General features: G+C 43.5%; 25 protein-coding genes. 14 read left to right on the forward strand and 11 right to left on the reverse strand.

Features of this window, described 5'->3' with window-relative positions:
* Positions 1-2 precede the first annotated feature (2 nt).
* From ACMH5P_RS04845 to ACMH5P_RS04865, 5 genes are read left to right on the forward strand one after another with little or no spacing between them, the layout of a single operon-like run.
* Complete coding sequence (locus tag ACMH5P_RS04845) at positions 3-431, forward strand: Rieske 2Fe-2S domain-containing protein (RefSeq protein ID WP_459493203.1); 429 nt, start codon at positions 3-5, stop codon at positions 429-431.
* Positions 424-1347, forward strand: a complete 924-nt coding sequence (locus ACMH5P_RS04850; protein ID WP_459493204.1) for a DUF5777 family beta-barrel protein — start codon at positions 424-426, stop codon at positions 1345-1347. Before ACMH5P_RS04845 ends, ACMH5P_RS04850 begins: the two co-directional genes overlap by 8 nt.
* Positions 1347-1883, forward strand: a complete 537-nt coding sequence (locus ACMH5P_RS04855) for a YceI family protein (protein ID WP_459493205.1) — start codon at positions 1347-1349, stop codon at positions 1881-1883. The genes ACMH5P_RS04850 and ACMH5P_RS04855 overlap by 1 nt, the downstream gene beginning before the upstream one ends.
* Positions 1884-2948: a hypothetical protein gene (locus ACMH5P_RS04860; RefSeq protein ID WP_459493206.1), complete on the forward strand. Its 1065-nt coding sequence runs from the start codon at positions 1884-1886 to the stop codon at positions 2946-2948.
* 3 nt (positions 2949-2951) lie between these two features.
* Positions 2952-3278 (forward strand): cupin domain-containing protein, encoded by a 327-nt coding sequence (locus tag ACMH5P_RS04865; RefSeq protein WP_459493207.1) that lies wholly within the window; start codon positions 2952-2954, stop codon positions 3276-3278.
* Between the two features lie 45 nt (positions 3279-3323).
* Here the strand turns inward: ACMH5P_RS04865 and ACMH5P_RS04870 are convergent, their stop codons facing one another.
* A complete protein-coding gene (locus ACMH5P_RS04870; protein WP_459493208.1) occupies positions 3324-3701 on the reverse strand; it encodes a Dabb family protein in 378 nt (125 codons plus the stop codon).
* A 93-nt stretch (positions 3702-3794) separates the two neighbouring features.
* Between ACMH5P_RS04870 and ACMH5P_RS04875 the strand changes: the two genes are divergently transcribed.
* Together ACMH5P_RS04875 and ACMH5P_RS04880 are read left to right on the forward strand one after the other, a co-directional pair.
* A complete protein-coding gene (locus ACMH5P_RS04875; protein ID WP_459493209.1) occupies positions 3795-4331 on the forward strand; it encodes an acyl-CoA thioesterase in 537 nt (178 codons plus the stop codon).
* Between the two features lie 55 nt (positions 4332-4386).
* Positions 4387-5784 carry a Gfo/Idh/MocA family oxidoreductase gene (locus ACMH5P_RS04880; protein WP_459493210.1) on the forward strand — a complete coding sequence of 466 codons (1398 nt, stop codon included), beginning with the start codon at positions 4387-4389 and terminating at the stop codon, positions 5782-5784.
* Here the strand turns inward: ACMH5P_RS04880 and ACMH5P_RS04885 are convergent.
* Complete coding sequence (locus tag ACMH5P_RS04885) at positions 5781-6890, reverse strand: L,D-transpeptidase family protein (RefSeq protein WP_459493211.1); 1110 nt, start codon at positions 6888-6890, stop codon at positions 5781-5783. The genes ACMH5P_RS04880 and ACMH5P_RS04885 overlap by 4 nt on opposite strands.
* Before the next feature lie 98 nt (positions 6891-6988).
* Positions 6989-8176, reverse strand: a complete 1188-nt coding sequence (locus ACMH5P_RS04890) for an FtsW/RodA/SpoVE family cell cycle protein (protein ID WP_459493212.1) — start codon at positions 8174-8176, stop codon at positions 6989-6991.
* Positions 8177-8383: 207 nt separating this feature from the next.
* Between ACMH5P_RS04890 and ACMH5P_RS04895 the strand changes: the two genes are divergently transcribed.
* From ACMH5P_RS04895 to ACMH5P_RS04915, 5 genes are all read left to right on the forward strand, one after another.
* On the forward strand, positions 8384-8695 hold the full coding sequence (locus ACMH5P_RS04895; protein ID WP_459493213.1) for a hypothetical protein: 312 nt from the start codon (positions 8384-8386) through the stop codon (positions 8693-8695).
* A gap of 199 nt (positions 8696-8894) precedes the next feature.
* Positions 8895-9959 carry a helix-turn-helix domain-containing protein gene (locus ACMH5P_RS04900; RefSeq protein ID WP_459493214.1) on the forward strand — a complete coding sequence of 355 codons (1065 nt, stop codon included), beginning with the start codon at positions 8895-8897 and terminating at the stop codon, positions 9957-9959.
* Positions 9960-10244: 285 nt separating this feature from the next.
* A complete protein-coding gene (locus ACMH5P_RS04905) occupies positions 10245-11156 on the forward strand; it encodes a nuclear transport factor 2-like protein (RefSeq protein ID WP_459493215.1) in 912 nt (303 codons plus the stop codon).
* A gap of 56 nt (positions 11157-11212) precedes the next feature.
* Positions 11213-12004 (forward strand): hypothetical protein, encoded by a 792-nt coding sequence (locus tag ACMH5P_RS04910; protein ID WP_459493216.1) that lies wholly within the window; start codon positions 11213-11215, stop codon positions 12002-12004.
* A gap of 51 nt (positions 12005-12055) precedes the next feature.
* A complete protein-coding gene (locus tag ACMH5P_RS04915; RefSeq protein WP_459493217.1) occupies positions 12056-12556 on the forward strand; it encodes a hypothetical protein in 501 nt (166 codons plus the stop codon).
* A 58-nt stretch (positions 12557-12614) separates the two neighbouring features.
* Here the strand turns inward: ACMH5P_RS04915 and ACMH5P_RS04920 are convergent, their stop codons facing one another.
* From ACMH5P_RS04920 to ACMH5P_RS04945, 6 genes are all read right to left on the reverse strand, one after another.
* Positions 12615-14681 (reverse strand): PQQ-dependent dehydrogenase, methanol/ethanol family, encoded by a 2067-nt coding sequence (locus tag ACMH5P_RS04920; protein WP_459493218.1) that lies wholly within the window; start codon positions 14679-14681, stop codon positions 12615-12617.
* Between the two features lie 3 nt (positions 14682-14684).
* Entirely contained in the window at positions 14685-15512 is an 828-nt protein-coding gene (locus ACMH5P_RS04925; protein WP_459493219.1) for an alpha/beta fold hydrolase, read from the reverse strand.
* Positions 15513-15830: 318 nt separating this feature from the next.
* Positions 15831-16337 carry a hypothetical protein gene (locus ACMH5P_RS04930; protein WP_459493220.1) on the reverse strand — a complete coding sequence of 169 codons (507 nt, stop codon included), beginning with the start codon at positions 16335-16337 and terminating at the stop codon, positions 15831-15833.
* Between the two features lie 5 nt (positions 16338-16342).
* Entirely contained in the window at positions 16343-18679 is a 2337-nt protein-coding gene (locus tag ACMH5P_RS04935) for a TonB-dependent siderophore receptor (protein ID WP_459493221.1), read from the reverse strand.
* Between the two features lie 302 nt (positions 18680-18981).
* On the reverse strand, positions 18982-21051 hold the full coding sequence (locus ACMH5P_RS04940) for an InlB B-repeat-containing protein (RefSeq protein WP_459493222.1): 2070 nt from the start codon (positions 21049-21051) through the stop codon (positions 18982-18984).
* 92 nt (positions 21052-21143) lie between these two features.
* Complete coding sequence (locus ACMH5P_RS04945; RefSeq protein WP_459493224.1) at positions 21144-22472, reverse strand: hypothetical protein; 1329 nt, start codon at positions 22470-22472, stop codon at positions 21144-21146.
* Positions 22473-22696: 224 nt separating this feature from the next.
* On the opposite strand from ACMH5P_RS04945, the gene ACMH5P_RS04950 reads away from it, so the two are divergent.
* On the forward strand, positions 22697-23581 hold the full coding sequence (locus ACMH5P_RS04950; RefSeq protein WP_459493225.1) for a hypothetical protein: 885 nt from the start codon (positions 22697-22699) through the stop codon (positions 23579-23581).
* Positions 23582-23589: 8 nt separating this feature from the next.
* Complete coding sequence (locus tag ACMH5P_RS04955) at positions 23590-24783, forward strand: MFS transporter (protein ID WP_459493226.1); 1194 nt, start codon at positions 23590-23592, stop codon at positions 24781-24783.
* Here the strand turns inward: ACMH5P_RS04955 and ACMH5P_RS04960 are convergent.
* Positions 24780-26270: a Gfo/Idh/MocA family protein gene (locus ACMH5P_RS04960; protein ID WP_459493227.1), complete on the reverse strand. Its 1491-nt coding sequence runs from the start codon at positions 26268-26270 to the stop codon at positions 24780-24782. The two genes, ACMH5P_RS04955 and ACMH5P_RS04960, sit on opposite strands and share 4 nt — an antisense overlap.
* On the reverse strand, positions 26267-26923 hold the full coding sequence (locus tag ACMH5P_RS04965) for a 3-keto-disaccharide hydrolase (RefSeq protein WP_459493228.1): 657 nt from the start codon (positions 26921-26923) through the stop codon (positions 26267-26269). Before ACMH5P_RS04965 ends, ACMH5P_RS04960 begins: the two co-directional genes overlap by 4 nt.
* Between the last annotated feature and the right edge of the window lie 28 nt (positions 26924-26951).

Genomic DNA, 26951 nt, shown 5'->3' on the forward strand with positions numbered 1-26951 from the left:
CTATGCAATCGAAAATCGATCGAAATGAATTCTTGAAATCCCTGGGTTTAAAGGGAGCTTCCTTGTTAGCTGTTTATTGTGGGGCATCTGCCCTTAGTTCGTGTGAAAACGAAGCTGTTACACCCGCATCAGCCGTTGATTTTACCTTGGATCTATCCAATGCGGCTTATTCTTCGTTGAATACAGTGGGGAAATATGTGATTTACAATCAAGTGGTGATTGCCCGCGTGTCAACCAGTAGCTTTGCAGCAGTGACCCAAATTTGTACGCACGAAGGAAAGGCTCAGGTGATCTACAATGGAACGAAATTTTACTGTACGGCCCACGGAGCTACGTTTAGCACGAGTGGTACGGCGGAATCGGTTACGAGCAAAGCGTTAAAAACCTACCAAACAACCCTGACGGGAACAAGCCTTCGCGTATATGCATAAGCTATTTATCACCGGTATCTGTCTGTTTGTCACATTTACGCTTTCGGCGCAGGATGACCTGATGGCCATGCTCGAGAAAGAAGACGCCAAACAGACGAATTATACCTTGGCGACATTTAAAGCATCCCGTTTGATCAATGGTCAAAGTGTGGAGACCATCGCCAAAAAACATTTGAATTTCTGGATATCCCATCGCTTTGGGGCAATTAATTCGGGGTTCATTGACAATTTCCTCGGATTGGACGAGGCCCGAATTCGATTGGGTTTGGAATATGCCTTGACAGATCGTTTGCTGGTGGGCGCTGGTCGCTCCACCATTGAGAAAACCTATGATACCTATGCCAAATACAAGGTTTTACGGCAATCCAATCGCATGCCAGTAACCGTGACGGCGTATGGAAGTATTGCGAGCAACACGATGAAGACAGGCTACACGATGGAGTCGGGGACCGTGATGCGCTTCAACAATAATTTGCAGCGTCAAACCTTTATGGGGCAAGTCTTGATTGCCCGTAAGTTTACGGATAAGCTTTCTTTGCAGGTCATGCCTACGGTCTTTCACAACAATTTGGCGGAGAACGTTTACATGGAAAATACGCAAGCAGCGATGGGCGTGGGAGGCCGTTACAAGGTCAGTAACCGATTGAGCGTCTCGGCGGAATATTATTATAATTTGGTCGAGAAAGAGGAATATGAAGTAGCGGCTGGCCAAAAATACCCCTACCACAACTCCTTGGCGATTGGTTTTGACATCGAAACCGGTGGGCACGTGTTTCAGTTGCACGTCACAAATTCCCGTGGAATGATTGAAAAACACTTCATCGGCCAAACGATCGGTACGTGGCAAAATGGAGATCTGTTTTATGGCTTCAACATGGCCCGAACCTTCAGTTTAGAACCTAAAATCAAAAAATAATGAGACACCTTTTAATAATCCTACTGATGTGTGTAGCTGGAACAGCGCAAGCACAATTATTTGCGACCCAGAACGGGGAAATCTCATTCTTTTCGAAGACACCGATGGAGGACATCGATGCGGTGAATAAACAAGTGGGAAGCATTATCAATTCCGCCAATAATGAGGTGGCGGTACAGATGCGTGTGACCAATTTTGTATTCCCCAATAAATTGATGCAAGAGCATTTTAATGAAAACTACCTGGAGACGGACAAATTCCCATCGGCGACATTTAAAGGAAAAATCAAGGAGGCTGTTGATCTGAAGGTGCCCGGAACATATGCCGTGACGGCAGCTGGACAAGCGACAATTCATGGTGTCACCAGACCTGTGGAATTACGTGGAACGATCGTATCGACGGGAAAAAGTTTATCCTTGCAATGTGCGTTTGATATTCGATTGGACGAATATAAAATTGATATTCCGAAGATTGTTTTTGCCAAAATTGCAGAGATCATTAAGGTTAAAGGAAACATTCAATACAACATTCGATAATTGAAGAAATTCATTTTATTCATTTTATTCATTTCTTGTTTGATTCTGGTTGCTTGTTTGGAAGATAAGAACATTGCGCCGAGTACCACGAAGGTAGATACGACCACGGTGACCCAATTGCCCGTAAGCAATAATACGTGTGATACCCTGTTGATTAGTTTCGAGAAATCGATTTGGCCCATTATTCAAAAAAACTGTGTGACTTGCCATAGTGCGACAAGCCCATCGGCCGGAATCGATTTATCCACCTACGGCAAAATTTTACCCTATGTTCAAAATGGGAAATTGTATGGCTCGATTACCCATGCGACGGGGTATAAACCGATGCCTTCGTCAACGACCAAGTTGAGCAATTGCGATCTGACGATCATCCGAAAATGGTTACGCGGTTCTGCGCCGAGTGGGAATATTATGGTCGACCTGAATCCCGCAAACCCGGTCAATCCGGTCGTGGAAGTTCCGGTGACCAAGCCTCCTGTAACCGTAAACTGTAGCCCGGATACGGTATATTTTAAACAAAAAATCCTTCCCTTACTCGTCTCCAATTGTGCCATGAGTGGTTGCCATGATGCCATTTCCAAAAAGGATGGGGTGATCTTAACGGATTACACGAACATCATGCGGGAGGTTCGGGTGAGCAATCCCGCTTCGAGTGATTTATACCAATCACTGATTGCAACTGGAGGAGATCGAATGCCGCCGGCAGGCCCACTTTCGACGGAGAATATCAACAATGTCCTGACCTGGATTAAGCAAGGAGCTAAAAATAATTCTTGTGAGGCTTCTGCAGCGAATTGTGTGACTACGAATGTGAGTTATAAATCCATCATTCAACCCATTTTGGCAACCAATTGTACAGGCTGTCACAGTGGGGCAAGGCCCTTAGGAGGGATTGATTTAACAACCCATGCGAATGTTCAAAAATATGCCATCAATGGCAAGTTATATGGATCCATCGTGCATCAAACGGGATATATCCCCATGCCATCTGCCACGACAAAACTGAGCACCTGCGAAATCGATCAGGTTAAATCATGGATTGTGGCAGGATCGCTCAATAATTAAAACATGAAAACACTTATCCAAGATCAAGCCATTGAATGGACCGACTTAGGGGATGGGATCCAACGGAAGGTAATGGCCTACGACGCAGGCATGATGATCGTGAAAGTGGCCTTTGAAAAAGGGGCTGTGGGAACACTGCATCAGCATCCCCATACCCAAGCATCCTATGTTTCCAAAGGAGTTTTTGACATTACGATTGATGGGAAAACAGAACGCTTAGGTGCGGGTGATGTCTATTTTGTGCCGAGTGATCAAATTCACGGCGCAGTATGTATCGAGAAAGGTGAATTAGTCGATGTTTTCGCTCCCATGCGGGAAGATTTCGTTTAGGGTTCCTGCTACCGGAATCTACGGACCCCGGCAGCATTTACCCGATTATGCGTCAATCGAATCATACACGATTACCTTCTTCCACAAATGAGCGTTGTTTTTAACAAACTCTTGATGGATCGGATGGTCTTGATAAACTTTTTGACCTGCCTCATCATCAAAAAACATCAATTCGGAAACGTCCCAGGACGTGTCCACCACCTCACGTTTTTCGGTAGAAGCCAAGGTACCAATATGAATCTCCTTGATGGTCGGAATGCCTTTCAAACGCTTTAATCCTTCGATTAATTGTTTTTTATCCGCTTCGGAATTGGGGTTGTTTAACCAGAAAAATACATGGTGCAATAAAGGTTTTTTGGCTGGACTTTGGCCTAATGCGGCGCCAACTAAAGGGCTGGCCGCTAAAAATGTTCTTCTTTTCATAGGATAAATAAATTTAGGTCTCAAATTAAATAAAATCCAACGCAATACCTGTCCGGTTTCATCGAAGTTTAAAATATTTGAATAGTTTTGAATATGCAATTAAAAGAAGTACACGAATCGGAAACCACCTACACGGAATTGATGATTCCGTCATACGCTAATTTTGGAGGCAAGGTCCATGGGGGGATTATCTTATCCTTGTTGGACAAAGTAGCCTACATCTGCGCCTCCAAACACAGTCAACAATATTGCGTCACGGTTTCCGTGGAGGGAGTCGAATTCAAAAGTCCTGTGGAAGTCGGGGATTTGGTGGAAATTAAGGCATCGGTTAATTATGTGGGACGCACCACGATGATTATAGGCATGCGCGTGGAGTCCTTTAATCCGAGGGATGGGATTGTCCGACATACCAATTCCTGCTATTTTACGATGGCGGCCAAAGACGAGCATGGCAACTTAACCGAAGTGCCAGGTTTGAAACTACGGACGGAACAACAAGTAAGGCGCTTTTATGAGGGCAAATGCATACGGAAACTTTCGCAAGAAAAGCGGGAAATCCTCAAGTCCAATTTGGGTTTACCGGAAATGAGACTGGAATGTGCTGAGGAACGTTGCGCGATTGAAATCTAATTTCAGTATAAAGATCCTTACTTTGCCTTTAACAGATATAAACCTATCAATCGCTATGAATCAATTACATGAATCTTCTCGCAGAACCTTTCTGAAAAATGCGGCCCTATTAAGTTCAGCGGCGGTATTCCCGTCATTTATCTCGAAAAATTCGGGGGACAAAGTCAATTTGGCTTGTATCGGAATTGGAAATCAAGGGGGATTGGATGTCATGTCTTTGTACAGCACAGGTTTATGTAATATTGTCGCGCTTTGCGATGTGGATATGGGGGCACCACAGACCTTGAAGGTCTTGGAGAAATTCCCAGATGTGCCACGTTTTCAAGATTTTCGTCAAATGTTCGACAAGATGGGAAATCAGTTTGAGGCGGTATCCATCGGGGTGCCGGATCATTCCCATTTCCCGATTACGATGATGGCCTTAGCGATGGGCAAGCACGTCTTTGTGGAAAAGCCAATGGCACGTACCTTTCATGAGGTGGAACTGATGATGGCAGCCGCGCGTAAGCATCCGAATTTGGTGACGCAAATGGGTAATCAGGGTCACTCGGAGGCCAATTACTTTCAGTTTAAAGCTTGGAAAGAGGCTGGCATCATCAAGGATGTAACTTCGATGACCGCACACATGAACTCCCCACGCCGTTGGCATGGATGGGATCCGAAAATCAAAAGCTTCCCGCCAGCCGAAGCGATTCCGAGCACCTTGGATTGGGACATCTGGCAAGGAGTTGTGCAGCCGCATGACTATCAAAAAGATTTCGTGAATGGACAATGGCGTTGCTGGTTTGATTATGGATTAGGAGCTTTGGGCGACTGGGGGGCACACATTATGGATACGGCGCATGAATTTTTGGATTTAGGCTTGCCAACAGAAATCAATATGTTGCGCGCGGATGGACATAATGACTTTTTCTATCCGATGTCTTCGACGATACAATTCAAATTCCCTTCACGGAAAGAGATGCCTGCGATGGATATTACTTGGTACGATGGATTGAATAATATTCCTCCGGTACCTGCAAATTATGGAACAACGGAATTAGATCCGAACATTCCACCCGCGAGCAATGGCAAAATTCAGCCCGCTAAATTGAATCCAGGTAAGATCATTTATAGCAAAGATTTGACCTTCAAAGGAGGCTCACACGGCTCTACCCTATCTATTTTGGGAGACGCTGTTAAAGATTTGAAATTACCGGATGTCATGAAAAGTCCATCGAATCACTATGCCAACTTCCTGAAGGCCTGCATGGGACAAGAGAAGACACGTTCCCCATTCGCGATTGCGGGTCCATTGAGTCAAGTATTCTCATTGGGTGTTTTGGCGCAGAAGCTGAATACGAAATTGGTGTTTGATCGGGAAACGAAGTTGATTACCAACAACAAATTAGCGAACCAATTGCTTGTCGGCCCCGCACCTAGAAAAGGTTGGGAGCAATACTATAAAATCTAGTTCTTCCGATACATATCGGGGTAGATTTTCAGTTGGCCTTTTTCGTCAAAATCCACAAGACTATACCAAATAATCAGCGGGGTATCCCGCTTAATCGTTAAGTAGGTTGGGATTTTATCCGAGTAAGGTGCCTGTGAATCCAGCGTGTCGATGGCGACCGAATGGGGTCTAATTAGCCATGAACCTAATCGAAGCGGTTTTTCTAAACGGATACAGCTGTGGCTGTAAAATCGCTTTTCCCTCGCAAATAATTTCTTTTCAGACGTATCATGGAGGTACATCTTGAAAGGATTATCAAACGTGATTTTCATGATACCCAATGTATTCCATTTTCCACTGCGTTGACGTATGGAATAGGGGAAATAATTGGCATTCAATCGATGCCAGGGGACAGATTCAGGGGAAACCTTTTGATTATTTCGATCGAAGATTTCCAAATGACTCGCATAGAAATAGCGAATATTTTTTCGAATTTCGGGCACTAATTCCTCGATACAAATTGATCGCGGAACACTCCAATAAGGAGTGACAATGATTGTTTTCAATTGACTACTGAGTGTTTTACTCGGAGTACTCGGTTTACCGAGCACCACCCGCATTTTTAAAACTTGTTGGCCAAACTCATAGGCCCTTAACTGGGCCGATGGAATATTCACCACCACCATCGAACGATTTGCCTTTACTGCGGCCAACCACCTGAATTCATTTGCCGACTTTATCAGCAGTCTCCGATCCGAGGCGCTCAATTGGCTTGAATCCCGTAATACTTTCAATATGTTAAGCACCTCATCATTTTCATTAATTAGACGATAAGCTAATTGTTTAATTTTTGGCGAATTCCAGAGTTGGCCATAACGAATTCGATAAGCCTCTTTCGGTAATTTGAAATCATAGCCTTGAAAACGCAGTTTGGGTTGTACGCCGAAACGGAGGTCCATCATGAATCGCTGGACTGCATTTCTAGCGGCTAGGGTATCGTTGGGCGTGTATAGGTAATCGATTTGTTGGAGACCCAGGGATTCCGCATGTTGCATGAGCGAATCCAAGGGGCTTTGCGCCTGAATAGGGAATGATAGTAGAAATAAAAGGATGATCGAATATTTCAAAATGATATAATCTTTGGTTAACAGCGTTTGTTAACCAAAGGTAGCAGAAATCACGTGGAAATAGGATACCGTTCGATAGATACGCGGGTCAGCCTACCTTATCGCTTATCAGAAGATAGATTTACTTTTTTATTTTTATCCTTGTCGCGCGTGACGGATAAAATAAAGCCGATACTAATCAACGTAAAGATTAAAGACGTACCTCCTGCCGAAACCAAGGGAATAGGTTGGCCCGTGACCGGAATCGCACCGGTGGCCACGAACATATTCAAAAAGGCCTGCAAAACGATGGAGAAAGTGAGCCCGGCCGACATCAATCCTCCCAGAGGTTTAGCACTATAACTAATAGCGAGCGCTCCACGCCAGAAAAGGGCAATAAACATAGCCGGCAATAAAATACCGGCAACAATTCCCCATTCTTCAATGATGATGGCGTAAACAAAATCAGATTCTGCTTGTGACAGGTGAAAGCGAAACTGACTATTTCCTGGCCCTTTGGGCTGCAAAGCGCCTGTTGCGATGGCATACAAACTTTGCTTTAGTTGAAAATTAGAGCCCTGATCGGCGATTTCAATTTCCTCCTTCGATTGATGACGCATCATTCGATTCCAATATACCTCAATTCGATTAACAATCGTCTCAGCTCTTTGGCCAACTCCCATGAAGATAAGTGCAACGGCAAGACCAACGAATATACTAAATACCAAGGCAATCTTCTTCCACGGCACTCGACCAAAAATCATCAAGACAATGGACGTTCCAAAAACAATCACACTGGTCGAGAAATTCGAAAGAAAAATCAAAAAACAAGTTCCCCCAATTTTAAAACATAAAGCAAAAATGACGGTCGGATTGTAAGCATTCGGATCCGCTTGTCGGGCAGCAAACATCTTCGACAACGAAATCGTCAAACACAATTTAGCCATGTCGGAAGGCATAAAGGTCAAGGGACCCAATTGAATCCAACGACTCGCCCCACCCGCTTTCTGGCCAAAAAGATAAGCCACAGCGATCAAAATCCAAGAACCATACAAGAGTAGGTCCATGCGTTTCGTCGATTTCAAATAATCTATTTGCGATATTCGCCCCATGCACCAAAATCCAACTAACAAAATCATGAGGGATTTAAACAATGGAAATAGAGGGGAAAGCGGACCATCCATGGTTAAACGACCCTTGGCTGAGAACTGAATAACAACTCCCATGACGCTGAGAAAAAAGACAATCAATAAGATATGAATATCGCCTTTGAAGTGATTCTTAATTCGGTCGGTAATCGGGTTCATGGAGATGTTAATTTTAGCGATTGCAAATCTGCAATTTCTTCTTGCCAATTACGCATTTTGGGAAAATTATAATGACAAATTTTAACGCAATATTTTAGGATATAAAATACAAATAACTGACAATCAATATTTTATATTTTGACTCAAGTGACAAAATGAAAAATTAATTATCAAACGGTCGGTCAGAAAATAATCCTAAATTGCACCATGGCAATCGAACTCGAATTTATCAATTTAGTAATCCGCAAAAGCACCTTGGAAGAGAAATACCAAGGGGGATTAGCACAGTATAAACAAGACATACCGAACAGATCAATGCGCGAAGACGAACAGCTGATTCGTTTTGGTTGTATGAACTGGCGAGACCTGGAACATTTCACCGATGTCATCGTTTCCAAGGGGCTCGAATACAAAGACAAAGAGACGACTGATTTTGTCGTAATTAGTGCGCTGGATGGAGCCCTATGGAAAGTCGATTGGCTAGGATTCGAAAAATCGAGCTGCTTTTCCATCGAATAAAATCAAAACCTTTACGTAGTGTTCATTTAGAAATTAAATCCAAATGTTTATCTTGGGTTTAATTTACTTCACTCTTTTGGAAATACTTGCGCCTGTATTTGGGATATTTACGTCCTTTATTCTGTTATATTACCTCAGTTCGCTGAACCGGTCGAATATATTTTTGGCGCTTTTTTTCTTATGTTGCAATCTAGTGGTCATGGTCTATTTTGGCCTGCATTACAGCAAAATGGAATTCTGGGAGGGTATATGTTTTGTGCACTTCTTGCCACTTTCCTTTTTACTCGGCCCTACCCTATTTTATTACGTCAAACACACGGTTTCGGAACGGAAGGAATTTCAGCTCACCGACTACTTGCATTTACTTCCAGCCGTATTTGTTGCCATCGCAACGCTCCCCTTCACGACCCTGCCCTTGGAAACGAAAACCAAAATGGCACATGAAATCGTGAATATCACAGAGGATTATAATCTGCCCTTCAACTGGGTGACTTTCGAACAATTACTTTATGGGCGATCCATTCATGTAATCATATATGCCATCGTCTCCCTTGTTTATTTCTTCTGGAACAAGAAACATTTGCTGGCCAAATATGGCATGATACCCACCAACCATCGCATTATCCAACGTTGGTTTTTCACCTTAATCACCTTACAGGTTGTCATTGCGGGAACTAGTTTGGGACACATGATTACGCTTTATTTCGAACCCTTCGACATCCTGGGATTTTCGTCCATCGAGGTATTTAGCGAATCGCATTTCTTCCGCATTTGCGGTGGGGGATTCTTCGTTCAGAACTTCTTTCTTTTTCTGTTTCCGAATATTCTTTATGGAAATATCTCCTATTCGCTCGACTTTGATTCGACAAGCACCTTGCAAAAATTAAAATCGAGTATTGCCCGACCGGTCAAAATTCATGAAACGGGTGGCGACTTCGCGCAGCAATTGGCGGAATACCTACAGGATCATCCTTACATTAAAAAGGATTTCACCCTATCACAAATGTCTTTTGATCTGAAGATTCCTGAACGAACACTTTCCGCTTATTTCAATATTGATTTGAACAAGACATTTGGGGAATGGAAAAACGATTTACGGATTGAGTATGTCGTCCAACTCATTAACACAGGCCACGCAGAACGCTATACGATTGAGGCATTGGCTACGAATGCGGGTTTCCTATCGCGATCGAAGTTCATTGATGCCTTCAAGGTACGTATGGGCCAAACACCGTCAGCCTACATCAAAAGCAAAAAAGCCTAACGCAATCTGCGCCAGGCTTTCCGAACTACCTACTTCATCTTAATATCAAGGAACTCATCGTTTACGTCGTTCCATAATACCCTATTGATTCAGGCAAATTTCCTGTCACGATTCATTCATTAATCTCGAGAATCAAAACTAGTCAATCCCTTGCCTTGGGAGCCATTCCTGTATTTCAATCTGTTCCTTAAATGTAAAAAGGGTACAAAGTGCCTTTTGATTTTGGTCCAAACGCCAAGCAAACTTTCTTTCTTGCTATCCTAAATTAACTTAATCAAAAAACGCATGAAAAAAATTATTCTATTAGGCGCATTCATCGCCTCAGCATTCATGGTCAATGCTCAAAAAGCTGGTAAAATTTTTGTTGGCGGAAGCGAAGGGAAGCAGTTCCAGTTTGGATCTGAGAAGAGCACAAACATTGTGTTAGACGCTGTCAAAGCTTACAATTCAAATGTTAAAGAAGAATATTCAAAATTCTGGTCGGCCGAAATGATTGAAAAATACAAGGCTCAAGCGCAAGACCCTAACAAGGAGTACAAATCGGTAGTCAACAAACCCATGGCCATCGTACCCTTGAAGGTAGACGGACAAGCAAACGAAGTTGTCTTAATGCAATCGACCGAAGAGCGTCTTTACAAGAATGGAGCTAAACAAAATTTAGATCTGTTCGAATTATTCTTCGTAGATAAATCGGGGAAATTGGCAAACTTCCAACAATATTATTCGATTCCAGCCAATGCCGAATATGGCAAGACCTATGGCGGAAAATTCATTTCGTATAAGGATGGATCTCAATTAAATGGAAAAGCTGTTCAATTCACCAATCGCGGAGAAATCGAAGCCATCGAAAACTTCGCCAAGGCATACAATGCCATGGATGTGAAAGGTGTGCAAGCCTTGATGGCTGATGCGATCAAGATGGAAGGTTTCGATGGCTCCGTAATTAATTTCACGAAAGATATGGTTCCTGCTATGTTTGCAGAATTCAAATCCTTGGATTGGAAACCAGGTTTTATTCTTCCTTTTAAGGTTAAAGATACCGATCCAGCATCCGGCATTATCGTGTTCTCGAATGAAAAACGCGTTATGAAGGATGGAAGCGTTTGGGAGAAAAATCTTGTGGAACTTTTCGGCTTCAACTTGGACGGAAAAATTGATTCAGTCACTCAATTCTCAAGAGAAAAAACAAAAAAATAACTTGATTTTGTCCGTGTGCAGATCGCACACGGACAATTTTTTAAACCTCAATTACCATGAAAAAACTTACCTTATTATTCATTGCAATCTTTGCAATCACCGCGAGTACTTTTGCTCAAAACAAACCCATTTACATTAATATCGCATTTCACAAATTAAAGCCCGGTCATACGATTGATGAGGCGATGGCAATCGAAAAGCGCTGGAAAGCTGTTCACCTGAAACGTAAGTCACTAGGCTTAATTACAGGATGGGCTGTATATCCAATCTTAAACCAATACAAATCTGAATCGGTAGATTACGATTACGTATCCATGAATGCATCGGAAGACTTGAATAAGATCACGCAGTATCCTGCAGATATGGGAGCATCTTTAATCAAAGAAGATCCAAGTTTGTTCACATTGGTTGAGGATACTGAAAAAATTCAGTATGTTTCTCGTAATATTATAACTAAAGCATTGGAATACACAGGAAGTTCGAATGACATGAATTCTGTCGTTTTGATGGAAACAATGAAAACAACAACAACTAACTATTTCGCATATGTTGATTTCGAAAAACAAGTGAAGTCGATTCACATGGATCGTATTAAGGCTGGGAATATTCAAGAATGGGCTTTTTGGCAACATTTGGCTCCTATGTCGGACGATGGAAAAGGCCAATTTACAGCGGTTACTTTCTATAAAGATTTGTCTAAACTTGATGAAGATTCAACTGAATCTTATGTTAATGGCGCCAAAAAATACATGAATTTGACTCCTGACCAATACCTAAAGAAGGCTGATTCTTTACGTAAAATCAATCAAGCTGTTTTATTACAATACGCAGTGGGTACATTTAACTAGTTCTAATCATTGGCCGGCTCCATGAGTCGGCCTTTTTTATACACAAAACTCATGAAAAAATTACTAATCATTGCCTGCGTAATCGCAGGCGGCATCATGTCTTGTTCCAAAGAAGAAAGCAAAGCACCCGAAGGCGCTGTGGGTTACATTCTTTCTAAATCAGACAACATCGATTTGAGCATCAAATCCATGACGGCTTTGGCTAACCTCGATTCAGCAACCTATCGCTCGACCTATTCAGAAGATGCCGTGTTTTACGACAATTTAGATTCGATGGGTCTCAATCAAAACATCGCGGTTATTGGCGCAATGAAGGCCAAAGGGGTTACCATGAAATTGGATAAAATGCTGGATATCCACGAAGAAGTAACGAATGAACCATCCTACTATGGTGCAAGTCATTTCGTCTATGCTTATGCAGTATTTACCTTGACTCGTGGGGATAAGCAACAGAAAGTTGTCATCCACACAGTAGATGGAATCAAAGACGGCAAGCAAGTCGTAGAATGGTTGCGTTATGATACGAAGGGTATCAACGAGATCATGCAATAAATCTTATTTTACGTATGGCAAACCTTCATGGTTTGCCATACGTAAACAGATTAAAATTTTATTTTTTCTTCGCCTCCGCGTAAATATACTGCTGAATATTCTTCACTTCCTGAACCGTAAATCGATCGCCAAATTTCGGCATCCCCTTTGGCAAGAATATTCCCTTACGAACGATATCATCAATCATCGCCAAAATCTCAGGTTTAGAATAGGTCAAATTCGGAATAGAACCTCCTTGGCCCAAATCATGGCAGGAACCACAATTCACCTTAAACAACTGAGCGCCATTGGCTAGCTCCGCAGCCGTCGCGGTCACCGGTTGGTTCACCTTCACCTTCTTCTCCTCCTGAACCAAGGCTGGCATCTTAGCTTTTCCACCTATCTTAAAGGTAAATACGCGACCCGGTTGTATCGTCTCCGTGTATTTGGTCCACATCCCCATTACGCCTCCCCAACCTACGGCAACCGTCACATACTGAACACCATCCACCAAATACGTAACCGGCGGCGCGATGATACCCGATTTCAAATCAGTCTCCCACAACTTCTTACCTGTCTTCGCCTCATAAGCGCTGAATTTACCCTGCGCATTTCCCTGAAATACTAAATCCGTTGTCGTCAAGACACCCGCATCCCAAACCGAGGCACCCGGCGAACGCCAAACCTCCTTGCCCGTTGACGGATCCCAAGCGATTAAACGTCCTTCTACCTTGTGTGCCTTCGGATCGTCCAACATCTTGTTATTCGGATTCGGTGCCGAACCCGTGTTCCAGGTACTCGGATCGTACTTGAAATCCGCTTGATTCCCATGCGGATAAGCCCACTCACGAGATGGAATGTAAACCAATTTCGTAACTGGATTATAGGCCATTGCCTGCCAGTTATGTCCTCCGATCGGTGACGGCGCCACCAATTTGTTGAATTTCTCATAGCGACTATACGGTGTCTCGACCGGACGTCCTGTCTTCAAATCCACATGAGAAGCCCAGTTGACATAGGTATAAGGATCCGCCTTCAACAACTCTCCAGTTTCCCGATCCAACACATAAAAGAATCCATTCTTCGGTGCCTGCATAATCACCTTACGCTCCTTGCCACCCATCTGAATATTGGCCAAAATCATCTGCTGCACTGACGTAAAATCCCAAGTCTCTCCCGGAGTCGTTTGGTAATGCCATTTGTATTCCCCCGTTTTCACATCCACTGCGACAATCGAAGACAAGTAAAGATTATCGCCTCCGCCTGGACTACGAATTTCCCGATTCCATGGCGAACCATTTCCCGTCCCGATGTACACCAATCCCAAGGCTGGATCATACGCAAAGCCATCCCAGGCCGTTCCTCCCCCACCAATCTTCCACCATTCCCCCTTCCAGGTTTTGGCAGCATCCTCCATGGCCTTGGACTCAAATCCTTTCTTCGGATCTCCAGGCACTGTCCAGAATCGCCAAGCCTCCTTGCCATCCTCCGCATTGTAAGCCGTTACATACCCACGCACCCCAAGGTCCGCACCTGAATTTCCAATAATTACCTTCCCATCATAGACACGTGGCGCACCGGTTATCGTATAAGCACGAGTCGTATCCACCGTTTGAACGGCCCAATTCAATTTACCCGTGCTTGCCTTAATCGATACCAAACGACCATCTAACGTACCGGCAAAAATATTCCCTTTGTACATCGCAATACCGCGGTTGACTACATCACAACAGGTCTTGATTCCTGTCTGCTTCGGCACTTCTGGGTCGTAGGTCCATAGGATTTTCCCCGTGCGGGTATCCAAGGCATAAACGACCGACCAAGGTCCACTCAAAAACATGATACCATCCACCACCAATGGCGTGGCTTCGATTCCCCGGTTGGTCCCCAAATCCGTCGACCAAGCCAAAGACAACTGACTCACATTATCCTTATTAATCTGCGTCAACGGACTAAATCGGTCCTCCGAATAATTCAAGCCATAGGACATCCAGTCCCCTGGCGCATTTTGGGCATTCGTTAAGGCATCATCATCCACCGCTTCCGTGATATCGGCGATGTGTTCTTCCGTCCCCTTGGGAGCGTCTTTTTGGCAACTGCCCAAAAGAACAGCGACAGCCAGTAAACTGTAAATTAGTTTTTTCAAGGTTTAATTAAATTTGGCAAATTTCTCAATCTTCCGGTAGGGGCTTTTCAAGAAATCATGCACAGTTTGATTAAATTGAGTTGCATAGTTAACAGGCGTGGAATGCCCCGAATTCGGCAATATCCACAAATACGATTTTGAAATATTCTCGGCAATCTCCAAGGTATGTCGGGTAACAATCACATCATGATCTCCCCCAATCACCAAGGTTGGGCATTGGATTTTCTTTAATTCCGCATGGCTGATGTTCGGCTGCTCAACCAACATCCGATTTAATTTCAACCATCGTTTATTCTCCTGCGTGGCGGGCAAGCGATGCAGACTATCAATGTTGTGTTTCACAAATTCAACTACCCAGGGATCAGCACTCGTACCCGCATCCGGCGTTAGATTCGCCCCCGTCACGGCTAATTTTTTGACTTTTTGGGGGTGCCGACTGGCCAACAATAACCCATTGATTCCCCCGTCGCTCCAACCGATTACATGGGCGGAGTCAATTTTAAGGTGATCCAATAAACCCGCAAAATCATCGGCCATCATTTCGTAACTCAGGGAATCTTGTGTATCGACCGACTTGCCATGTGAACGATTATCCGCCAAAATCACCCGATAAAATTGACTGAAGTACGGAATCTGATGTTGGAAATCCTTAATGGATCCTCCATTTCCATGAATGATGAGAAGCGGTTCCCCTTGTCCATAGGTTTCATAATACATGTTAAAACCGCGAATGGAGGCATATTTTCCCACCTGTGAATTATTTCCATAGGGTGTTTTTTGCTGGGCGAGCGCCACTTGAAAAACAAAGAGCAAAAGAAGGGTATATTTCATACCAACAATAAACCGATATTTCTCGAAAAGAACAATTTAGAGAAATATCGATATGTTCCTTAAAACGTTTTTTGGAACATGGCATTTAAGGATGAATTCGACTCGAGAGAAGGGCTCATTCCCAAAACATCAAAGAAATCTGTGAATTTAAGAGCAAATATGGAGTTTGAGACGAAATAAGTGTTTGTCGAAAACGAATCCCATTCCTCTGAAAGCCCAGCCATGATAACTCGGTGCATTGTTCATCAATATGCTCGGCAAAAAAAATATTTGGGGGTTTAGCCTGATAAATTCAAAAACAGGCTAAACCCCCAAAAATTAAATGAATAATAATAGGATAGTTAACAAAATACCAGCTAGGGTAAAATACATCGACTTTTTGAATATCGTCGTCTTGGGTAGAAACATCCAAAACGAAGAAATGACAAAGAAAAATAAGGATAAACCGAAAAACACATTCAGGTAAAATAAAGGATGTTTACTGGATGCCTTGTGTAAATTGGTCATCTTTTTAACTAAAAAGGAATATTCTTTCTGCGTATAATCGGCATGTCCAGTAACACGATTATAGGTCCCTTGTTTAAAATAAACCAGATCACCTTCCAATCGGTCTTCTTTAAATCCCTTAATCTTTAATTCACGACCTAAGTCCTCCCCAGTCAATAAGGGCTTCAGGGTTTTCACTTGATGTACCTCACGTTTTAGCAAGGGAGTTTCGCGGAATATTAAAATAATCCCACTTAGGGCATACACAGCCATGATGCCTGCTAAAAAAAAGCCTAAATAGCGGTGATAAACACGCATTTTTGTTGATAATTGACTCATTTGAATTATAATTGATAGGTTAACGAAATACTGTAATTACGAGGCGCAATCGGATTCACGGAATTGTCATCATGGACATTGTAACTCAACACATCCGTGATATTGGCCACTTTGGTTCGCAAGGCAAACTTTTTATAGCGGTAAGAGACCGTCATATCCACTTGGAAATAGGAAGGCAATTCGATTAATCGGTATGCATCATTAGCTACCGTTAGGCGTGTTGATCTTCCTGCGAATCGTTGGCCAATGTATACACTCGTTACACCCACTTGGAAACCATTTTTCGTGTATTGAATTCCAAGATTTCCCGTATGTTTCGGATTGTATCTCAATAAACTCCCTTCGATGTAGGTATTGCTTTTGACATATTTAGTTTCGTTATAACTATAGCCTGCCGTTAAAGAAATACCTCCCAAAGGCTTTGTCATCACGTCAACTTCCAGGCCATCACTCTGAACAGATCCTGCTAATTCCTTGATATTCGAATTGGTATTCCCATTTGCCAAAGAAGTTTGAGCTAAATTGCTGTTCAAAATACGGTATACGGTCAAATTGGCCGAAACGCGACCGCCGAACAATTCATTTTTAATCCCCAGCTCATATTGATCTAAGAAGGAAGGAGGCAGGGCATTATTATTCACATCAACCCCTGTATTCAACGTAAATGAGTTTGAATAACTCGCAAAAAATGAATGCATTGAACTCGGCTGAAATACCAAGCCCAGGCGCGGTGAAAAAGCTCCATCAAAATAAGTCGTGGATGTAGTCTTTTGCGTACTCAAAGTCAACACATTACTACCCGTTTGTTGGTAAGAATAGCGCAAGCCCGCCAATACCTTTAACTTCTCTGAAACATGCACTAAATCTTGCGCGTAAATTCCGACACGCGAAATAGGTGCAGTAGTAACGGTTGTTGCTGCTAAATTTGGAACATCTGTCCGAGTTTTATAACTTTTTGCCCCATAAACATTTACCGTGTCATACCGAGCAAATTGAGCAAAAGCATTGGTAATGGTTTTATAATAATCAGCATCAGCGCCAACTAAAACTTGGTGTTTCATATTCAAAAGTTGAATATTCCCTGTCAAATCCACCTGTGTAATGCCGTAGTTTTCCTCTGAACTCGTTTTTTGAAGGTTCCGAATCCAAGTTCCCGTGGAACTAATAACGGTGCCCGTATTTGGGCGCGTATTGGAGAACAATTCAGAGCTATTTTCGCGTAAACCACCCATCCACTTAATGGACCAATTTTCATTTAATCGATGTGATAAAGTGGCTGTTATGCTCGCTTGATTTTGGTTGATGTAAGACCAAGGAATACCAATGAAACGCTCCCGGGGAATATTGACAATTTGATAATTGATAATTCCCGCTCCAAAATCAGGTGTACGACGATCTGCCAAATAATCGCCTTCGACCAACAGTTCTGTTTTCGGGCCCAACTTAACCAAAACAGAAGGGTTAACATACGTTCGATCAGAACTCACACCAACCCGAAAACTGTTTGAATTTTCATAACTCGAATTTAAACGAACAGCGAAGTTTTTAGTGATTCCTCCATAAATATCGATGGTAGGCTTCCATAATGACCAACTACCCGCACGTAAACCAACTTCACCCCCAAACGTAAATTTGGGTTTCTTCGTTACCAGGTTAATCACACCCCCAGCAGCAACATTACCGAATAAAATAGCAGAGCTACCTTTCAAGATTTCTACCTTTTCCACGCCACTTAATTCACTCATCATTCCATTGGAAAACCGCATGCCATTTTTAAACGTATTCGAACTTCCCATGGCAAAACCACGAGCGGAGATCTCTTCCTGATATCCTCCCGTTGTACCCATAATGTAAACACCATTCGTATTCATTAATACATCGCTCATTGTGCGAACTTGTTGGCTCTCTAACAACGTACGGTCCAAAGTCATGACGCTTTGAGGCAAGTCCATCGGTCGAATGGGAAGCTTCCCTATTGACACGGGTTTTTCGTTTTGGCTGACATAACCTACGACAACAATTTCTTTTAAATCAGTACTCGTTTCGATCAACTCCAATGTTAAATTCAAGGTTTTTCCTTCCTCTAAATGTATCTTCTCTTGTAACGTTTTAAAACCAACGAAGGAAGCTTGAAGTGTATACATGCCAGCTTTTAAGCCGGAAAAAGAAAACTGACCATCTGCATCAGAAATTTGGCCATTTTTCGTCTCCAATAATCGGACATTGACACCCGGAACAGATTGGTTCTGAACATTCATTACAAGACCTTGAATGTTAGCATTTTGCGCAAAAACTGAGGAAACTAGGAGAATAAAAGCAAAAGTTAGGCGAATTGAATACATTATTTTTGTTTAGACTAATTATAAATAAAGCCCAAAACTAAAACCATTAATTGTAAGGCGCAAGCTTATTTAGAATTATTTTAAATAAGTGACAAAAATCAGAAAATACCTCTTTTAACCTTTGGCAATCCTGTCATAGGTTTGCCAAAGGTAGTGGGGGAAAATGAGAAATTTGAGCTGCTGACTGATAAAGAAAATCAGGTAATTGATGAATATTTCTGTTGAGCGTGTTCCGCTTTAGGCAGTAATAATCTAGCTTCGGCAAGCCTTAGAGGATTACCAACGCTAAAAAGTGATTTATATTAAGGCTGTACTTTAATTTTATATCCAAATGATTCATCCCCACCAAACAACTTCGGTGTAGAAACTGTAACCAAGTACAAGGTAGCATTATTGGGGACGCTTATTTCTTTTGCTCCAAGCCCATTATTCAATTCAACATTCGAATAGGTAAACTTACCACCTTGGTCAATAACATAGCCGAGATAAAAATTTGATTCCGTACCCTTATTCCCTAATCGGTCGCCCTCAAAATCAACCTTGTAATTTCTCGCAGTCGTGTTCTCAACTTTCGTAACGGAATAAGACCAGGCTTGAGGCTTTTCCACCGGCGATACAAATCCATTTGTGCCCTGATCTTTTAATTCAAATGCATATAGATTAACATCATTCTCTCCATTCGCCTTAGCATTCCCTCGTTGTTTCCCATAAAGCAACCACTCTTTTTCTCGAGCACGAATCGCATCCGCTTCCAAAGAAGGGATTTTATCCTTCACAACAATATTGACAGCGAATTGCCTAAATACCTGTTCAAAATTTGGAATGTTTCGATAAAGATATTCCTGCGGAGACAAAGAGCTTTTTGAATAAAATGATTCGCCGATGAAATCTTCCGAAATAATCTTATTCCACGTTAAGTAGAGTAAGAAAATTTGAGACCCATAGCCATGAACGGCACGACTCCATGTTGCGGCTCCGTTGGTTTGATATCCAAAAGACCATAAAGCTAACTGAGGTTGAAACAAATAGGAAGGCACACTATCAAATGGACCTGAAGGATTCAAAATTGGGTCAATTTTAGTTAAAATCGCTTCAAACCAGTTGGCACTTCCTTCGATATACCATCGATTATCTAATTTACCATAACTAAATGTTTGATCTTGAGTTGTCCCTTTATATTGCATCAAGTGAAAGCCTTCATGTACGACACTACCCACGTTGGTGAAATTGGGATAAATAGCAGTAGGCTTTTGAATTACGGGTGCAGTATAAAATGGCATACCAAAGCGATCGGTACCTACTCCTTGATTCCAATTATCATTGAAAACATCCTCCCCAGCTCCTTCGGTTCCACGCAAATGCATATATAAATTAATTAATGATTTGTCGGAATTCAAAGGTGGTTCCATTCCCATTAAAACTGCTTTCTGCCGTGTAAGCTCAGCCCATTTTAACAAATCTTTTCCCTTGTGGTTTTGATCATATCTTTTGTCCCACCAAACGATAAAGTTTTCAGAACTACGGTAATTCAACTTGGATTCATCTGAAAATTCGTTTTGCATCAGCTTTCCTCCAGCGTACATTTTAACAAAATGAACGCCTAAATCCGCATTTTGGCTGACTTTTATGGATCGGCTCTCCACCAGATTCAATCGGTCATCGACTGCGCCACTCCAACCGTCAAAAAGATAACCAACTCCTGCTTTAGCCGTCATGGTTAACTGATCTCCCAAATCATATTCGATTACCTGACTAGTACTGATTGTCTTAGTTTGATTTAATTTTTGGGATTTAATTTCTAAACTACCCCCTTCAGCTATGTTTACTGTCAATTTTACGATGGCCTTTTCAAATAAGGCCTTCAGGCTAACCGACTTATCCACTTTCACATCTAAGGAACTCGTTGTACTCGATACATCGCCACTCCAAGATTTAAATAACCAACCATCCGCGGGTGTTGCTTTCAGTCGTACAGTCGTGCCTGATGGATAATTGGTAATTCTAGCATCAGGCGCTACAGCAATGATTGTTTCATCCACCGCACCTTGGCCCTCTATTTCCAAGGACAATGGATAAGTCCTTTTTTGAAATACTCCGGTAATTTTTTTATCGGCATCCATGACAATGGATGCCGGATTGGTATCCCCTAATAAAGCCCCCTTCCACTCCTTAAATAAATATTCAGAAGCTGGTTTAGCGAGCAACTGCACAGATTCCCCTTTCATGTAGGAACCAAAGTTGGGCGTGATCGTACCCCCACTAACAGGGTTCGCATCCACAGATAATTTATACGATGGGATAGCATCTTCCTTTGAACAGGAAAAAAACAACGCGCTACCCAGGAGGATTAATCGCAACGATTTGATGAACATATTTTTAGACTAGTTACAAAACAAAGTTAGCCTAGTGGAAATGTTTATTCTACGTAATCTGTGTGATTACAGTGAATCACAGATTTAGCGAATCAAATGAACTTTTGGCAAATCGATCGCGCCTCTGGAACCAAAGCATATTGACTCTGTCTTTTGTCCAATGACGAGGAATTTCGAACAATGATATTTCCAGTTCGATACTTCAAATGAAATTTCTGATTAATGCTCGCAATCACTTGAACGCGCAGCTTCCGCTGATTATCAATACTCTTCGTCGAAAGTCCCAAGATCTCATTCACCTCAATCGACGTTAAGCCCTGTCCAGAATCAAGCAATGCTCTCAAAAGCTTCATCTCAAACTCATCCAATTCCAAGTCGGACTTCATCTTTGTCCGACGTTTCGAAAAGAACAAGAACACAAGAATGGCAAGAGCTACAAAGGACAGGCCGCCATACAATAGATAGTTTGGCCGCGTGTAGAATTGACCAATCGGCTTGGCTATTTTCAGGTAAGCCTGTATGTCATAGACCTTGCTTTTACCGCCTTCTTCATCCCAATAGCCTATCAACTTATTTTCTGATACAAACATGAGTGGGGCAACTTGCAAATCAGCCTCCGAGCGATTAACCGCATAAACTTGGTTCTCCACAGGGTCAATGATATTCAGCCCTTCACTTGAAAACTGCACAAAATACCGTCCCGTCCAGAAAATATCTTGATCCTTTGCGGCCAACAAATCTGACGAAATATCCCCTAAATAGCTCCAGTTTTTCTGTTCAAAATCAAAAGCATAAAAACCTGGATCTCTTTGGCCTGAGTCCCCAGCCAAAAACGCATGAAACTCCGACCCACCCGCAAAAAAACGATCATCTCCCTTTGAATACCCCTGAAAACCATTAAATATTGCTTGCGGACCTACATTTTTAACCTTGATATTCTCCCATTCCTTAGCAGACTCACTGAAATAGGTTAAGGCCCGACTAAAATTCCAAAAGCCACTCCCCCCAAAACTGTAGAGCTGATTCTGCCGACTAAACACCGCCGCCCCAAAATTATAGCCTGCATAAAAAGCGTGATCGATTCGCGACAATGTGTTTTTGATTTCATCCCATTCCAGAACCTGGCCGGTTCCCGATAAGGCAAATCGAATTCGTCCATTCCCCATGGGAATATAATGCGGGGCAATGCGAGGGGGTAAATGAAGAATCAACGAGGAATCTATCCGGAGCTCCGACAGCTTTTGCCAAGAACCCATCGATCGCTCAATGGACAAAATTCCCGTCAACAAATCAATTCGTTTACGTTGCTTAATTTTCGAATCAAACCACACTAATTCTCTGTCATTTGACAAAGCAAATAACTCACGTGGCAACAATAGAGATACGCAAACAACTAAATAAACGAAAGCTCTCGACTTCATGTAACGTCTGATTAATTCCTTTTAGCAAACTTCCGAAATTATTTTCTTTCTTGCCTAAAAATTCCCCTGATGAAAGGTCATTATAATCACGATGAAACCTGAGTCAATTTACGTGAATTATGTGATTACATGTAAAGTTTTCTAAATTAGGTGGATTGTAGGCATCAAGTTGTGCTATTTCAAAAAAAGTCCTACCTTGAACCCTTAGCTAAACCCATCATCGTATGAAAGCATGGATCATTCTCTTTTTCCTGGCGATTGCTAGCATCGCACAAGCGCAAGATTCCACCCTCGTGCGGGTTGAGCTGAAACAAGGCAATTCGGTACAGGGAACTTTGAACTACCAAAATGACAAGTCGATTACAATCAATATTCCAGAAACAGGCTTAATGACAATTCCCTGGGAAAATATTCAAACCGTAACACATTTAGGGAAGTCTGGAAATTCAACTTTTCCTAACCCCCAACCCACACGCTATTTCTTTGGCCCATCCGCCATCCCACTCCAAAAAGGGGATAAATATTATCAAAACGCGTACTTCCTCGTAAACTCATTTCAACTTGGTTTGACCGACCACCTCTCCATCGGTGCGGGTGTCGTCATCCCCTTCGTCCTGTTTGTTACCCCCAAAGTGGGCTACCAAGTTTCCAAAAACGTGCATGTGGGCGGTGGAATCATCGTAGCAAACTCGCTCATCCGAGACTTTAATTTTGGCGTTGGCGCCGGCTATGGTTCCCTCACGCTAGGTTCCAAAGAAAGAAATGTCACCTTAAATTTGGGCCTCGGTGCCGTGAAAGAAAACTCCGGACTCTTACAAGATGATTATGTATGGAAGTTGGCCAATAGACCCATGATGACGCTATCGGGCATGACGCGCATTTCGAAACGCATGATGCTGATGACAGAGAATTGGTTCTTTTCCGCTAAAACGGTCAACTATGATCCGATGACGGGCCAACCCATTAATTCTTATTACGAATACAATGGCATTCTGTCCGCAGGAGCTCGCTATTTGGGCGCAAGGTATGCGGTGGATTTTGGCTTTTTATCCCCAACCGTCAGTGACTTTGTGGCCATCCCTTATTTGGCTTATAACCTGAAATTCTAAGCACTTCCATGCAAAAAAGCCCCATTCTCGTTCTGCTGATTCTCCTGACATTTTTCGTCATTTCGTTTATCTCGAACATCATGGGGCCGATTATCCCCGACTTGATTCAGAGCTTTGAACTGAATCTTACCTTGGTTTCCCTATTGCCCTTTTCCTTTTTCATCGCCTACGGCGTGACCTCCATCCCGGCCGGAATTCTACTCGAAACCTATCGAGAAAAAAAGGTGATGTTGGTAGCCTTTGGCATGGCGACCATTGGGTCTTTGTTGATGGTTTTATCGCCCAATTACCTAAGTGCTCTGCTGTCGCTTTTCCTCATAGGTAGCGGCATGGCCATGTTGCAGGTGGTCATCAATCCGCTCTTGAGAACTGCGGGTGGGGAGGAAAAATATGCCCATTACTCCGTTTTGGCTCAATTAATCTTCGGCTTCGCGTCTTTCTTAAGTCCGATGGTCTACCAAAACTTCATCGCAAATCCGCGCATTCAAGCCCAAACTTTTCCCTGGCTCTCGCTCTACTACCTATTCATCGGAATCAGCCTATTGATGATGCTGATTAGCTTCCTCATTAAATTCCCAAAGGTCGAATTAGGCGAAGACGAGAAGGCAGGCGCCTGGGCGATTCACGTCCAACTCTTTCAAAACAAATACGTGATTCTGTATTTCATCGCCATGCTCTGTTATGTAGGCACTGAACAAGGCATCGCGACTTGGATCTCGCAATTTCTTTCTACCTACCACAGCCAAGATCCTCAAAGCACTGGAGCAGACACCATCGCCTATTATTGGGGCCTGATGACCGCCGGCGGCGTGTTGGGTTTAGTTCTCTTGAAATTTTTAGACAGTCGGGTCGTGCTCTCCAGCTTCACCCTCCTCGCAATGATCTCGCTCGGCTTTGCGCTCTACGGCAATACCCAAATGGCCTTGATCGCCTTCCCGCTCGTCGGCTTTTTCGCCTCCGTCATGTACCCGGTCATCTTCTCGCTCGCCCTGAACTCGGTGAGCGAACACCACGGTTCCTTCGCCGGCATCATCGTGACAGGGATTGTCGGCGGTGCGATTTTCCCCTTCCTCGTGGGTGGAATCGGAGATATCTGGGGATTAAAAACAGGCATGAGCATGCTGTTCCTCAGCCTCGCCTTCATCGGGAGCATTGGTTTTTGGGCCAAACCTTTAGTCAATAATACGCCTAGCAAAAACTAAATCACCAAATCCCCCCAACCCTTGCGGTAGCTACGTTGCAAGAACTGATTAGCCGGTTCGTAATTCGTCACGCGCATATTGGCCCCATCCCATTTCAGCGCCTTATATCGACCGCTATACGAATAGCCTTCCATCATGCCGTAAACCGGATCTTGGCGCTTCACCTTTTCGCGGATGTTGAAACTCCTCAACAATAAATTCCCCAAAAGTACGGTCTCCGTCAAAGGTCCCGCATAGCCCTCAAAAGGCGAACTCACCTCCATCTTGCCATAGCCCGCAATGCTCGCATCGATCCATTGCCACCAGTGACCATCCATGCCTCCCTTCACCCGAGCATATTTCTGTGGAATGTGACTCGCCGCTTCCTGTAATTCCTTTGAAAATAAACGGGGATGGCTTCCACCCCAGCCACAGGCAATCAACCCTTTGGTCCCCACAAACAAGGTAGAGCCCTCGAAATCATTCTCCCCCGGATAATCCCCCAGCGCATCATTCATATTCACATCGGGTGCCAAGGCCTGCAAACGCTCCGGTGTAATGCCCCCATCCATCCAATATAAATCCAAATCCTTCCCATTCGGTAAGGTAAAACGGTATTTCAAGGAACTCGAAATCGGCCCGCTTTCTGGGAAGGCCGATTCCTTAAAAACGCCGCTGTAGGTCGTGGAGGCACTTCCCGACACCTCATGCGGATAGCCCAAGTTCAATAATTTAAACGGCGGCCCCATGATGTGGCAACCCATGTCGCCCAAGGCGCCCGTACCGAAATCCCACCAACCGCGCCAGTTGAAGGGCACAAGGTTCTCAATGTAATTCGTATTTTGCGCGGTGCCCAACCATAAATCCCAATTGAGTTCCTTCGGAATTTTACTCGCCTTTTTGGGCCAGGAAATCCCTTGGGGCCATACAGGGCGGTCGGTCCAGCAATACACCTTCGTCACCTCCCCGATCAAATCCGCCTCCATCCATTCGCGCATGGTTTGCATCCCTTCGCAAGAGGCTCCCTGATCGCCCATCTGGGTGACGACTTGGTATTTAGCCGCCGCATTCGTGATGATGCGTGCCTCGTGAATGTCATGTGTCAAAGGCTTTTGCAGGTACAAATGCTTCTTCATTTGCATCGCACGCAGCGCCACCACGGCATGGTTATGATCCGGAATTGCGACGGTCACCGCATCGAAATGCTTGCCTTCTTTGTCGAAGAGCTCCCGCCAATCCTCGTAAAATTTCGCTTTGGGAAATTGCATGCGTTTGGGAGCAGCTTGACGCTGATCCACGTCGCAAAGAAATCCAATGGTCGAATTATTATTCGGCGTTTTCGCCAAATGCTGAATGTCATTATCCCCCTCGCCTCCGCAACCGATGGCCGCAATGACCAATTTGTCGCTTGGGGCTACGAAGCCCTTACCGCCCAAAACGTGACGGGGCAAGATGAAAAATCCCGCCGAGGCGAGCGTACTTTTCTTGATAAATTCAGAACGTTTCATTTTTTCAGGGGTCTAACAGCTACTTCTTTGAAATACACGACGTCTTCGTCGCCGTGGTTTTGCAATCCGAACCAACCGGAATTTGGTCGAATTCCCGGATAAGGTTCAAAATCAAATTTACGCGCAGGAACAGGGTCTCCTTCCCGGTAATCGGTCACCAACTCATCATTGAGGTGCACGATGGTACGCGGGCCGTCTAAGGTGATCAACAAGGTATTCCACTCAGGGCCGGGTTTTCCCGGTTTGCTCTTCGGTTTGGTGAAGGCATACAAGGTTCCCGAAATATGGTATTCATCCTCATTGGAGGTTTCCGGGTGATTATCGATTTGCACCTCGTAGCCATAAAACACGGGCATCCACTCCTCCTTGGGTTCGATTGGGATTTTCACAAAGACTCCCGCATTGCTATTAAACTTTTGCATTTTATAAACGACGCGGATCTGGCAATCGCCTAATTTTCCACCCGTCCAATACAACAAGCCCATGCCGCCCGTGCTGGATAAAAGTCCGTTTTCGACGAAGCGTTTGCCGCCGCCCACATGTTTCCAACCCGTCAGGTCCTTGCCGTTAAAAAGGGGTTTCCAATCTTGTGCGAGTAGATTTGTGCTCAATAATAGACACAAACCAAGGCCAAAAGCCCAATATTTTTTCATGTTTCCTAGGTTTAGTATTCAAAGGTAA

Source organism: Aquirufa sp. 5-AUSEE-100C1 (assembly GCF_054558655.1).